Genomic DNA, 12,833 nt, shown 5'->3' on the forward strand with positions numbered 1-12,833 from the left:
GGGCCCGGCGATCATCTGTCCTCTCCCCGACCCCGGCGGTGCGCGCCGATCCCCCGCGGCGCGCGCCGCCGGCCCCCCGTCCCGGCACCGAGCCACGCCTCAGGCACCGAGGCACACCGCAGGCGCCGGGACACACCTCAAGCGCCGAGACCACGCCCAGGCAGCGAGAAAGGCGATCCCCCATGGACACCGTGCTCCGCGACGTCCGCGTCCTCGACGGGTCCGGCGGCCCGTCCTACCCCGCCGATGTCGCCCTCGCCGGCGGCCGGATCGCCGCAATCCACCGCGAGTCGGACGGCGGCCCGCGCCCGGGCGCCGCCCGCGTGGTGGACGGCCACGGCCTCGCCCTCTCCCCCGGCTTCATCGACATGCATGCGCACAGCGACCTCGCGCTGCTGCGTGACCCGGCGCACGAGGCGAAGGCCGCTCAGGGCGTCACCCTCGAAGTCATCGGCCAGGACGGCCTGTCGTACGCGCCGGTCGACGACCGGACCCTCGCCGAAGTCCGCACCCAGATCACCGGCTGGAACGGCGGGGGCGCCGGGGACACCTCCGTCGACTTCACCTGGCGCACGGTCGGCGGCTACCTCGACCGCCTCGACCACGGCTTCGACGGCCGCGGCATCGCCGTCAACGCCGCCTACCTCATCCCGCAGGGCACCGTCCGGATGCTCGCCCTCGGCTGGGACGACCGGCCTGCCACCGCCGACGAGCTGACGCGGATGAAGCAGCTGGTCGCCGAGGGCCTGGAGCAGGGCGCGGTGGGGCTGTCCTCCGGTCTGACCTACACCCCCGGCATGTACGCCTCCGACGCGGAACTCACCGAACTGTGCCGGGTGGTGGGCCGCTACGACGGCTACTACTGCCCGCACCACCGCTCCTACGGGGCGGGCGCCCTCCAGGCGTACGAGGAGATGGTGGCGCTCACCCGCGAGGCCGGCTGCGCGCTGCATCTGGCGCACGCCACCATGAACTTCGGCGTCAACGAGGGCCGCGCGCCCGAGCTGCTCGCGCTCCTGGACAGGGCGCTGGACGCGGGCGCGGACATCACCCTCGACACGTACCCCTACACCCCCGGCTGTACGACCCTGGTCGCGATGCTGCCGAGCTGGGCGAGCGAGGGCGGTCCCGAGGCGATCCTCGCCCGCCTCCGCGACGAGCCGACGGCCGAGCGGATCCGCCGGGTCATGGAGGTGGACGGGGCGGACGGCTGCCACGGGGTGCCCATCGACTGGGACACCATCGAGATCTCCGGGGTCGCGGACCCGGCGCTGTCCGGCTACGTCGGCAAGACCGTCGCCCGCAGCGCGGCGGAGCGCGGCGAGGAGCCGTGGGTGACCGCCCGGCGTCTGCTGACCGACGACCGCCTGGGCTCGACGATCCTGCAGCACATCGGCCACGAGGAGAACGTCCGCCAGATCATGCGCCACCGGGTGCACACCGGCGGCAGCGACGGCATCCTCCAGGGCCTCAAACCGCATCCGCGCGCCTACGGGACCTTCCCCCAGTACCTCGGCCGGTACGTCCGTGAGCTGGGTGTGCTGCCCCTGGAGGAGTGCGTCGCCCACCTGACCGGCCGCCCGGCCGCCCGCCTGCGGCTCCCCGATCGCGGCCTCGTCCGCGAGGGCTACCGCGCCGACCTCGTCCTCTTCGACCCCGAAACGGTCGCCGCCGGCTCCACCTTCGACGCCCCGCGCACCCTGCCCACCGGCATCCCGCATGTGCTCATCGACGGCCGGTTCGTGATCGAGGACGGCCGGCGGACGGATGTCCTGGCGGGACGGACCGTACGGCGCACGGCGGCGGGCCGGGGATAGGTGAGGACTCGGACCAAAACACCGCCATGCCGTGGCAGTTCATGAATACCGACTGGCCCTCCCGCCGCCTGCGAGCGGTGGAAGGGCCAGTGGACAGCGGACAGCGGCCGGCGAACCGGGCAGCCCCCCGGATCAGACCGCCGGGGCCGGGTAGGTCGGGTACTCCACCCCGGAGACGTGCTGGACGACGCGGATGACCTGGCAGGAGTAGCCGAACTCGTTGTCGTACCAGAGGTAGAGGATCGCGTTGTCGCCGTCGACCTTGGTGGCGCCGGCGTCGACGATCGAGGCGTGGCGCGAGCCCATGAAGTCGCTCGACACCGCGTCGGGCGCCGTGGTGAAGTCGATCTGGCGCTTGAGCGACGAGGTCAGCGACACGTCACGGAGGTAGTCAAGGACCTCCTCGCGGCTGGTCTCACGGCCGAGCCGCAGGCTGAGGATCGCGATCGAGACGTCCGGCACCGGGACCCGGATCGAGCTGCCGGTGATCGGAGCCGTGAGCTCGGGCAGCGCCTTGGCGACGGCCGAAGCGGCACCGGTCTCGGTGATCACCATGTTGAGCGGCGCCGAGCGGCCGCGACGGTCGGCCTTGTGGTAATTGTCCAGCAGGTTCTGGTCGTTGGTGAACGAGTGGACGGTCTCCACGTGGCCGCGCAGTACGCCGTACTCGTCCGCCATCGCCTTCAGCGGCGGGACGATCGCGTTGGTGGTGCAGGACGCACAGGACAGGATCTGCTCGTCCGGCTTGATCGTGTCGTGGTTGACGCCGTGCACGATGTTGGGGACGTCGCCCTTGCCCGGCGCGGTCAGGACGACCTTGTCGATGCCGGGGCGCAGGTGCTTCGACAGGCCCTCGCGGTCGCGCCACTTGCCGGTGTTGTCGATGAGGATGGCGCTCTTGATGCCGTACGCCGTGTAGTCGACCTCCGAGGGGTCGTTGGCGTAGATCACCTTGATCTCGTTGCCGTTGGCGATGATCGTGCTGTTCGCCTCGTCGACGGTGATCGTGCCCTGGAACTGCCCGTGGATGGAGTCGCGGCGCAGCAGCGAGGCACGCTTGACGATGTCCTGCTCGCCGCCCTGGCGGACGACGATGGCGCGCAGCCGCAGGCCGTTGCCGGAACCGGTCTTCTCGATCAGCAGACGGGCGACGAGGCGGCCGATGCGGCCGAAGCCGTAGAGGACGACATCGCGCGGCTCGCGGCGCTCGATCTTGTCGGTGCCGGTGGCGCCGGCGACGGCCTCGGCGGTGAACTCCTCCACCGACAGACCGCGGTCGTCGGTGCGGTACGCCTCGGCGAGCAGGGCGATGTCGATCTGGGACGGGCCGAGGTCGAGCGAGGTGAGAGCCTGCAGGAACGGCAGCGTCTCGGTGACCGAGAGTTCCACACCGGCGATCTGCCGGGCGAACCGGTGGGTCTTGAGGATGCTGACCACCGACTTGTTCACCAAGGAGCGGCTGTGCAGCAGGACCGTCACGTCCTGCTCGCGGTGCAGCTTCCCGATGATCGGGATCATCGACTCCGCGATCTCCTCGCGGTTTTTCCAGTTGGTGAACGAGTCGTCATTGACAGTCACAGGCTTAATCTTTCGAGCTAGGCGGCGCTCATATGCTACCGCCCCGCTCTTTTCCTCATACAAACGGTGCCGCCTGAGCGGGATGCCGCGGTCCGCCCTCGCCGCCGCACCCGCCCTCACCAGGCACGACAGGGGGCGGACCAAGGTTCGCGGGCCGGGGGCTAGAGCCTGTCTTCAAAGTCCCGTCGTTCGCCCGCAGGGCGGGCCTCGCGGTGTCTGGTGCACTTCACTCGCTCCGCTCGCTCCGTCTCGGCTCGTTATGAAGTCCGTGGATGCCGAGCGCGATCGCAAGGCGGAGGGTCTTCCCGGTACTGGGTGCACCGGGGAGATCCCGACAACGCGGATGGGGGTCCCCCCGCGCCGTTCAGGCGTGGGGGAGCGCGTGCCAGACACCGCGAGGCAGGCGGGACTTTGAAGACAGGCTCTAGCGGGCACTGCCGATGCCGCGATCGGCGTCGGAGCCCTGGAGCATCAGGGTGGTCTCCTCGATGCGGCTGAACCGGCCGTCGGGCGTGAGGTCGGCGAACACATAGACCTCCATGCGCACGGTCGAGCCGTCCTTCTTCGTGATGTGGGCGGTGTGCCGGTCGGCGTACTTGCTGCCGCTGTACAGCTCTTCGTGCACCTCGACATGGCCGCCGGCGACGAGGGTGCGCACGTGGGTGATGTGCTCAAGGAACTCGGCGCGGTCGGCCCACTGTCCGTCCGTGCGCTGGCGGTACTCCGGGGCGAAGTGGCGGTCGGCGGCCTCCTGCAGGGTGATCTCGCCGTTGAAGAGCAGGTCGTTCATGGCGGCCTCGATGCCGGTACGGGTCATGGGAGTTCCTTTCGAAGGAAAGAGAATATGCGTGCGTGGCGCACGCATCTCCTGCACTGTAGCAGCAAGTGCGTGCGCAGCGCACGCTATTCTGACGGCGTGGAGAGCACGGAGAACAGGAAGATCAGGAAGAACGTGGAGAACGTGGAGAACGTGGAGAACACGGAGAACGAGGTAGGGCATGAGATCGCCGATGCGCTGGGCCTCCTGCTTCGGCGCACCACTCGCGCGCAACTGCACAAGCAGCTCACCGAGGGCATGGGCGAGGCCGTGGACGAATTGACCTACCCGGTACTCAGCGCGCTGGCCCGGACCGGCCCCCGCAGCGCCGCCGACCTGGCGCCCGACGCCGGAGTCGACCGCTCCGGCGTCACCCGTCGCGCCTCCCGCCTGGAGGCCGCCGGCCTCATCCGCCGCGAGGCAGACCCCACCGACCGGCGCGCACATCTGCTCGTCCTCACCGAGCAGGGCCACTCCGCAGTGGCAGAGCTGCGCCGGCGCCTGGCCGCCCACATCATGACGAGCCTGTCCTCATGGCCGCCCGGCGAGGCCGAGACCTTCGCCCACCACCTGCGCCGCTTCACAGCCGAAGGCCCGTTCGCCTGACGGAGGGCGGGCGCCGGGACCGGCCGCCGCGCCGACCCCGCCCGACCGACCGACCGCCCGACCGACCGCCCGACCGCCCGACCAACCAGCCAACCGGCCGACCGACCGGCACAAACCGTCACTTTGCGTGACGCACCCCACACCATCCGCTGACCAACGTGGGGAAGAACACCGGGCAGGGGTCGTTACGCAGCCGTATGGTGGCGGACATGCAGGTGATCCAGTCAACGAAGCTCGCCAACGTCTGCTACGAAATCCGTGGCCCGGTGCTCGAGGAGGCCATGCGGCTGGAGGCGGCGGGTCACCGCATCCTCAAGCTCAACACCGGCAACCCGGCAGCGTTCGGCTTCGAGTGCCCGCCCGAGATCCTGGAGGACATCCTCCGCTCGGTCGGTACGGCACACGGCTACGGCGACGCGAAGGGCCTGCTCTCCGCCCGCCGCGCGGTGATGCAGCACTACCAGACCAAGGGCATCGAGCTCTCGGTCGACGACATCTACCTCGGCAACGGCGTCTCCGAGCTCATCCAGATGTCGATGCAGGCACTGCTCGACGACGGCGACGAGGTGCTGGTCCCGGCCCCGGACTACCCGCTGTGGACGGCGTCCGTGTCCCTCTCCGGCGGTACGGCTGTGCACTACCGCTGTGACGAGCAGGCCGACTGGATGCCGGACCTCGCCGACATCGAGCGCAAGGTCACCGACCGCACCAAGGCCATCGTCGTCATCAACCCCAACAACCCCACGGGTGCGGTGTACGACGATGAGCTGCTGCGAGGCATCGCGGAGATTGCCCGCCGGCACAACCTGATCGTCTGCGCCGACGAGATCTACGACAAGATCCTCTACGACGGCGTCACCCACACTCCTTTCGCCTCACTCGCCCCCGACCTGCTGACCCTGACCTTCAACGGGCTGTCGAAGTCGTACCGGGTGGCGGGCTACCGCAGCGGCTGGATGGCGGTCTGCGGCCCGAAGGCGCACGCCGCCTCGTACATCGAGGGGCTGACGATCCTCGCCAATATGCGGCTGTGCGCCAATATGCCGGCCCAGCACGCGGTCGCCACGGCCCTCGGCGGCCGTCAGTCGATCAACGAACTGGTACTGCCCGGTGGCCGGCTGCTGGAGCAGCGCGATACGGCGCACGAGCTGCTGACGCAGATCCCCGGCGTCAGCTGCGTCAAGCCGAAGGGCGCGCTGTACGCCTTCCCGCGTCTGGACCCCAAGGTCTACAAGGTCAAGGACGACCGGCAGATGGTGCTCGACCTGCTGCGCGCCGAGAAGATCATGATCGTGCACGGCACCGGCTTCAACTGGCCGGAGCCGGATCACTTCCGCCTGGTCACCCTGCCCAGCAAGGACGATCTGACGGATGCCGTCACCCGGATCGGCTCCTTCCTCGACGGTTACGGACAGTGCTGAGCCGGAGCGACTTCTCTACGGCTCCCCATGAATCGATACGGATCACAACTTTAGACACCGTCTAAGCTAGGATGGTCTCCTAGACGCTTTCAGGAGGCCGTCCCATGTACGAACCGATCCGCACCAAGTCGGTCCACACCATGGCCGCCGCCCCGGAGGTCCCGCACCGCTCCCGCGAGGAGGAGCTGGACATCCGGCTCGCCGGACAGCTGACCGCGCTGCTCACCGTCACCGACGAACTGCACGCCCTGGCGACACGGGCGGACGGCGGCGCGGCCCACGGGGCCACGCCGGACGGCGCCGCACTCGCCGCCGCCGCCGAGCGCATCGCCGAGCAGGTCGCGCGGCTGAGTGGCGGCCACTACCCGCTGCGCGCCGAACCCTCCGACGGCGGCAGCCCGTCCCGGACCGAGGCCCTGCGGCAGCGCGCCCACACCCTCGCCGGGAATGCCCTGGCGGTCGCCACCTCCCGCGGTGACGCCGCGGCGATGGCCCTGGCCGCGGAGCGGATGGAGGCACACGCCGCACCGCGTCGCGACCGGGATCTCGCCACGGCCTGAGCTGCGGCCCGACCATGGCCTGAACCACGGCCCGGCCACGGCCCGAGCCGCGGGCGAGACGGGCGGGGCCGCGCGCGGGACGGACGGGCCGGCGCCTCTTCGGCCGCCCCGGCTCCCTGCCGCGGGCCCCGGCGTCACTCCACCGGCCCATCCGGGCGGCCTTTGTGAACGCCCAACGGGCCGGGGCCCCGCACGCGACGTGCGGGGCCCCGGCCGGGCGTGGTGCGACGGCTGATGCGGCGGCTAGCCGAGCCGCTGGACCAGTGCGCGGTACTCGTCCCACAGCTCCTTCGGCGTGTGGTCACCGAAGGTGTTCAGGTGCTCGGGAATCAGCGCCGCCTCCTCGCGCCACACGTCCTTGTCGACGGTGAGCAGGAAGTCGAGGTCGGCGTCATCGAGGTCCAGGCCGTCGGTGTCCAGCGCGTCCTTCGTGGGCAGCACACCGATGGGCGTCTCGACGCCCTCGGCCTTGCCCTCCAGGCGCTCGACGATCCACTTGAGCACCCGGCTGTTCTCGCCGAAGCCGGGCCAGACGAAGCGGCCCTTGTCGTCCTTGCGGAACCAGTTGACGTAGTAGATCTTCGGCAGCTTGGACTGGTCCTTGTCAGCACCGACCTTGACCCAATGGCCCATGTAGTCGCCCATGTTGTAACCGCAGAACGGCAGCATGGCGAACGGGTCGCGGCGCAGCTCGCCGACCTTGCCCTCGGCCGCCGCGGTCTTCTCGCTGGCGACGTTGGCGCCGAGGAAGACGCCGTGCTGCCAGGTCAGCGACTCGGTCACCAGCGGCACGGCGCTGGCGCGGCGGCCGCCGAAGAGGATCGCCGAGATCGGCACGCCCTTGGGGTCTTCCCACTCGGGCGCAATGATCGGGCACTGGCCGGCCGGGACGGTGAAACGGGCATTGGGGTGGGCCGCCGGGGTCTCGGACTCCGGGGTCCAGTCGTTGCCCTTCCAGTCGGTCAGGTGGGCGGGCTTCTCCTCCGTCATGCCCTCCCACCAGACGTCGCCGTCGTCGGTGAGCGCGACGTTGGTGAAGACGGAGTTGCCCCACATCGTCTTCATGGCGTTGGCATTGGTGTGCTCGCCGGTGCCGGGCGCGACACCGAAGAATCCGGCCTCGGGGTTGATGGCGTAGAGGCGGCCGTCCTCGCCGAAGCGCATCCAGGCGATGTCGTCGCCGATGGTCTCGACCGTCCAGCCGGAGATCGTGGGCTCCAGCATCGCGAGGTTGGTCTTGCCGCAGGCGGACGGGAAGGCGGCCGCGACGTACTTGGGCTCGCCCTGCGGCGGGGTGAGTTTGAGGATCAGCATGTGCTCGGCGAGCCAGCCCTCGTCACGCGCCATGACGGAGGCGATCCGCAGCGCGTAACACTTCTTGCCGAGCAGGGCGTTGCCGCCGTAGCCCGAGCCGTAGGACCAGATCTCGCGGTCCTCGGGGAAGTGCGAGATGTACTTGGTGGAGTTGCACGGCCACGGCACGTCGGCCTCGCCCTCGGCCAGCGGGGCGCCGAGGGTGTGCACGGCCTTGACGAAGAAGCCGTCCTCGCCGAGCTCGTCGAGCACCGGCTGCCCCATGCGCGTCATGGTGCGCATCGAGACCGCGACGTAGGCGGAGTCGGTGATCTCCACCCCGATCGCGGAGAGCGGCGAGCCGAGCGGGCCCATGCAGAACGGGACGACGTACATCGTCCGGCCCTTCATCGAGCCGCGGAAGATGCCCTGCTCACCGGCGAAGCTGCTGTCTCCACCGGCAAAGATGGCCCGCATCTCGGCGGGGGCCTTCCAGTGGTTGGTCGGGCCGGCGTCCGCCTCCTTCTCGGAGCAGATGAAGGTGCGGTCCTCGACGCGCGCCACGTCCGAGGGGTCGGAGGCGGCGTAGTACGAGTTGGGGCGCTTGATCGGGTCGAGCTTCTTGAACGTGCCCTTGTCGACGAGCTCCTCGCACAGACGCTCGTACTCCGCCTCCGAGCCGTCACACCAGACGACCCGGTCGGGCTGGGTGAGCGCTGCGATCTCGTCGACCCAGGAGATGAGGTCCTGGTGACGGGTCGGATGGGCAGAGGGAGCCGCGTTGTCGCGCGCCACGATCGCTCCTAGATGAGGGTATGGACGGATCTATGCCCGCTTTGCGGGGAAATCCGCTTCTTTTGTTTGCCTGCCCCTTGGGGGCTGCGACCCGGATGCTTCGTGACCGCTCATCCGGTGCCGACCGCACTCATTTGATCATCCGACCCGGAGGGAGTTCTGTCCAGAGGGCACTTTGGTGACCGTCACCACTCCGCCACGAATCGGTAACTTACGGTCGCGTAGGTAGCATTGCGCCATGACTTCCGCGCCCGACGCCGCCGAGAGCCAACCCCCCTCCGCGCCGCCCGCGATCGCGGCGGTCGCCGCCGCGGCCGCGCCCCTGAAACCCAAACTGCGCGGCTGGCTGCATGCCGGAATGTTCCCCGCCGTCCTCCTCTCCGGGGTCATACTGACCGCCCTCGCCGACAGCCCCCGTGGCCGCCTGGCCTGCGCCGTCTACACCATGACCGCCTGCCTGCTCTTCGGGGTCAGCGCCCTTTACCACCGGGGCAATTGGGGGCCGCGGGCCGACGGCGTGCTGCGCCGGCTCGACCACGCCAACATCTTCCTGATCATCGCGGGCACCTATACGCCCCTGACGATGCTGCTCATGCCCGGATCCCGCGGGCAGGCGCTGCTCTGGGCGGTCTGGGCGGCCGCACTGGCCGGGATCATCTTCCGGGTCTTCTGGGTCGGCGCTCCACGCTGGCTCTACACCCCCTGCTACATCGCCATGGGCTGGGCCGCCGTCTTCTTCCTGCCCGACTTCCTGCGCACCGGCGGTGTCGCCGTGCTGGTACTGGTCATCGTCGGCGGGCTGCTCTACAGCGCCGGCGGCGTGATCTACGGGATCAAGCGCCCCAACCCCTCACCGCGGTGGTTCGGCTTCCACGAGGTCTTCCACTCCTTCACCCTGGCGGCGTTCGTCGTGCACTACGTCGGCATCTCCCTGGTGGCCTATTCGCACGCCTGAGGCGGCGGCACCCCGCGGCCCCGAGCCGCCGCCCCGCCCCCGCGATTCCCGAGCGTAATCCTTCACATCCACAGCGTGACATGCCCCACTGACACCGGGCCTTCCCGGTCGCTCAGCCGTTGCCCGGCCTTGCCCAGTGCTTGCCCGGTCATTGCCCGGTGATTGCCCAAAGCTTGCTCGGTGATTGCCCGGTGATTCCTCGGGGCCCGCGCGGCGCTTGCTCCGCGCAGGATGGCGGGCCGTGGCCTCCGGGCGGCCCGATGCCCGACAATGCTGCGCATGGCCGTACGCACCTCTGCCACCCCGCCGACCGGGACACCGCAGCCCGGCCGGCGGGAGCGGAAGAAGATCCAGACCCGGCAGGCAATCCGGCGGGCCGCCTACCGGCTCTTCGAGGAACAGGGGTACGACGCGACCCCCGTCGAGCAGATCGCCGCGGCCGCGGACGTCTCCCCGAGCACGGTCTTCCGCTACTTCCCCGCCAAGGAAGACATCGTGCTCACGGACGAGTACGACGCCGTACTGGAGAACGGGATCCGGGCCCGTCCCGCGGACGAGCCGGTGATCGAGTCGGTGCGGCAGGTCAGCATCGAGGCACTGCGCGCGATGGCCGCCGAGCAGCGTGGCGAGCTCGTCCAGCGCCTCCGGCTGATCCGTGAGGTGCCCGCCGTCCGGGGCCGTACGGCGGAGCACACCGCACGGGACGCCGCGATGCTCACCGTCGTGCTGGCGGAGCGTTCCGGCCGCCCGGCCGACGACCTGGAGCTGCGGGTGATCAGCGACGTGATCCTGGCCGCGCTCCAGGAGGCGCTGCTGCACTGGGGCGAGAGCAGCCGGACCACCGATCCCGAGGCGTCGGTCCACCGTGCCCTGGACGTACTGGAGCGGGGGCTCACGCTCTGAGGGCGGCGGCGCCCGGGGGCGGCGCGGCGTCCAGCCGGAAGATCGGGCCGCTGTCCGCCCCGGCGCGGACCGTGGTGCCCGGCCCGGCCGGCTTCCCCCGCTGCCCCGGCCCTGCCTGCTGCCCCGGTCCGGCCTGCTTTCCCCGCTCCCCCGGCTCCCCCGTTTCCGTCGGCTCCCCCGTTTCCGTCGGCCCGGCCACCGGTTCGCCCAGGCGTGCCGCGAGTCGTGCCCGTAGTTGCGACAGCCGCTCGATACGGGCGTCCAGGTCGGCGAGCCGGCGCCGGGCGACCGCTTCCATGGCCGGACAGCTGCCGGAGCCCGGGGCCCGGGGAATGAGATCCGGTATGTCGTCGGCCGGCATCGTGTGCAGCAGATGCGCGAACGCCCGCACGTCACCGACCGTCAGCCCCGCGTCCCGCAGCGCGCGCACCGCCCTCAGCCGGCGGATGTCCTCCGCGTCGTACACCCGGTGACCTGACGGGGTCCTCCGGGCCGTCACCAGCCCCTGCTGCTCGTAGTAGCGCAGCGCCCGCGGTGTCATACCGGCGGCCACCGCCGCGTCCCCGATACGCATCTGCCCTCCCTCTCCGGCGCGTTCAGCCCTCCGGCACGTTCATCCCCTCTCCGGCCGGTCAGCCGCCCCCCGGCGCGCTCTCCCCTCCGGCGTGGTCAGCCCCGCTGCGCCGGGTCCGGCCTGCCGTCCTCGCGTCGGGGGCCCGCGGCGTTCAGTACGCGCTCGATCCCCGCCGCCCCGTGCAGCAGGTCTTCGTCCGCGCCGCATCCGCCGACGAGTTGGAGCCCGAGCGGCAGCCCGTCGGCGGCGCGGCCGGCGGGCACGCTGACGGACGGCAGCCCGGCGTTGCTCCAGGGCAGGCACATGATCGAGCTGCCCGTGGTGGTGAGGCCGGCGGGCGCGGGGCCGGTGGCCGACGGGGCGATCCACAGATCGATGCCCGCCGCGGCGCGGTCCGCCGCGAGCCGGGCGCGGAAGGCCTGACGCCGTTCCCGGGCGGCTTCGTAGGCGGCCTCCCCGATGGTGTGTCCCTGCCGGATGGCCGAGGTGGTCTCCGGCCGGTAGCGGTCGCCGAAGCGTGCGAACCAGTCGGCGTGGGCCCGGGCGACCTCGTAGCGGTTCATCGTGAACAGCTGGTCCACGATCTGCTCGAAGTCGTCCATCACCGGCACCTCGTGGACCACGTACCCGGCGGCCCGCAGCAGCCGGCGCTGCTCCGCGAAGGCGCGCAGCGCCTCGTCGTCGGCGCGCTCCAGGTAGGGACCGGCCGGCACGCCCAGTACCGGGAGCTGTGTCCGGCCCGCACCGTCCCGCGCCCGCCAGCCGTCGACCAGCACCGACGCCGCCAGCGCGACACCGGCCACATCCGTGGCGTAGCAGCCGAGGGTGTCAAAACTCGCGGCGTTGGGGATCACCCCGTCGACCGGTATGCGCCCGTAGCTCGGCTTGAAGCCGACCACTCCGCAGTAGGCGGCGGGCCGGATCACCGAGCCGACGGTCTGCGTCCCGATGGCCAGCGGCACCATCCCGGCGGCGACCGCCGCCGCGGAGCCGCTGCTCGAACCGCCGGGCGTATGCGCCGGGTTGTGCGGATTGCGGGTCGGCCCCGGGGCGGTCACCGCGAACTCCGCGGTGACCGTCTTGCCCGCGATCAGCGCGCCGGCGGCACACAGCCGGCCGACGACCGTGGCCTGCGGGCCGGCGAGCACCTCGGGCGGCAGCTCCGAGCCCGCGCGGGTGGGCAGCCCGTCGGCGTGCACGATGTCCTTGATGCCTACGGGAACGCCGTACAGGAGGGGCCGGCCATCGGCCGGGCGGGGGCCGGCCGCCGCCTTCCGGCGCGCCGTCTCCAGGAGCCGCGTACGCCGCCCGGCCTCGGGCACGAAGGCCCGCACCTGCGGATCGATGGCGTCGATACGGTCACACGAACGCTTCGCCGCGTCGACGGGGTCGTCCGTGCCGGCCCGTAGCGCCGCGGCCTCCTGGACAAGGGATCGCTGCCCGAGCAAGGTCGTCACGCGTGCAGGCTACAACCGGGCACTGACAACGGCGGGGCAATCGCCCCGCCGCACGAC

At 70.9% G+C, this 12,833-nt stretch carries 11 protein-coding genes; 6 read left to right on the forward strand and 5 right to left on the reverse strand.

Annotated features, from left to right (window positions below; all coding sequences use genetic code 11):
- The first annotated feature begins 182 nt into the window (after positions 1–182).
- Complete coding sequence (locus OHS81_RS12565; RefSeq protein ID WP_328384865.1) at positions 183–1,817, forward strand: N-acyl-D-amino-acid deacylase family protein; 1,635 nt, start codon at positions 183–185, stop codon at positions 1,815–1,817.
- A gap of 132 nt (positions 1,818–1,949) precedes the next feature.
- Here the strand turns inward: OHS81_RS12565 and OHS81_RS12570 are convergent, their stop codons facing one another.
- Positions 1,950–3,395 (reverse strand): glyceraldehyde-3-phosphate dehydrogenase, encoded by a 1,446-nt coding sequence (locus OHS81_RS12570; protein ID WP_328384866.1) that lies wholly within the window; start codon positions 3,393–3,395, stop codon positions 1,950–1,952.
- Positions 3,396–3,819: 424 nt separating this feature from the next.
- Entirely contained in the window at positions 3,820–4,212 is a 393-nt protein-coding gene (locus tag OHS81_RS12575; protein ID WP_328384867.1) for a nuclear transport factor 2 family protein, read from the reverse strand.
- A 153-nt stretch (positions 4,213–4,365) separates the two neighbouring features.
- On the opposite strand from OHS81_RS12575, the gene OHS81_RS12580 reads away from it, so the two are divergent.
- The 3 genes from OHS81_RS12580 (at position 4,366) to OHS81_RS12590 (ending at position 6,799) form a co-directional block, all read left to right on the forward strand.
- Positions 4,366–4,818, forward strand: coding sequence for a MarR family winged helix-turn-helix transcriptional regulator (locus OHS81_RS12580; protein ID WP_328391105.1), 453 nt, complete (start codon positions 4,366–4,368; stop codon positions 4,816–4,818).
- Positions 4,819–5,027: 209 nt separating this feature from the next.
- Entirely contained in the window at positions 5,028–6,239 is a 1,212-nt protein-coding gene (locus tag OHS81_RS12585; protein ID WP_328384868.1) for a pyridoxal phosphate-dependent aminotransferase, read from the forward strand.
- A gap of 104 nt (positions 6,240–6,343) precedes the next feature.
- Complete coding sequence (locus OHS81_RS12590) at positions 6,344–6,799, forward strand: SCO4983 family protein (RefSeq protein WP_328384869.1); 456 nt, start codon at positions 6,344–6,346, stop codon at positions 6,797–6,799.
- Between the two features lie 243 nt (positions 6,800–7,042).
- Here OHS81_RS12590 and OHS81_RS12595 read toward each other — a convergent pair whose 3' ends face one another.
- Positions 7,043–8,887 (reverse strand): phosphoenolpyruvate carboxykinase (GTP), encoded by a 1,845-nt coding sequence (locus OHS81_RS12595; protein WP_328384870.1) that lies wholly within the window; start codon positions 8,885–8,887, stop codon positions 7,043–7,045.
- A 238-nt stretch (positions 8,888–9,125) separates the two neighbouring features.
- Here OHS81_RS12595 and trhA point away from each other — a divergent pair, with 238 nt between their 5' ends.
- Positions 9,126–9,842: a PAQR family membrane homeostasis protein TrhA gene (gene trhA / locus OHS81_RS12600; RefSeq protein ID WP_328384871.1), complete on the forward strand. Its 717-nt coding sequence runs from the start codon at positions 9,126–9,128 to the stop codon at positions 9,840–9,842.
- Positions 9,843–10,112: 270 nt separating this feature from the next.
- The gene (locus OHS81_RS12605; RefSeq protein ID WP_328384872.1) at positions 10,113–10,745 is read left to right on the forward strand and encodes a TetR/AcrR family transcriptional regulator; all 633 of its coding nucleotides are present in this window, start codon (positions 10,113–10,115) and stop codon (positions 10,743–10,745) included.
- Here OHS81_RS12605 and OHS81_RS12610 read toward each other — a convergent pair.
- Both OHS81_RS12610 and OHS81_RS12615 read right to left on the reverse strand, forming a co-directional pair.
- Complete coding sequence (locus OHS81_RS12610) at positions 10,735–11,319, reverse strand: MerR family transcriptional regulator (protein WP_328384873.1); 585 nt, start codon at positions 11,317–11,319, stop codon at positions 10,735–10,737. The two genes, OHS81_RS12605 and OHS81_RS12610, sit on opposite strands and share 11 nt — an antisense overlap.
- A gap of 95 nt (positions 11,320–11,414) precedes the next feature.
- On the reverse strand, positions 11,415–12,776 hold the full coding sequence (locus OHS81_RS12615; RefSeq protein WP_328384874.1) for an amidase: 1,362 nt from the start codon (positions 12,774–12,776) through the stop codon (positions 11,415–11,417).
- Positions 12,777–12,833 lie beyond the last annotated feature (57 nt).

This window comes from Streptomyces sp. NBC_00400, assembly GCF_036048035.1.
Taxonomy (GTDB): Bacteria; Actinomycetota; Actinomycetes; order Streptomycetales; family Streptomycetaceae; genus Streptomyces.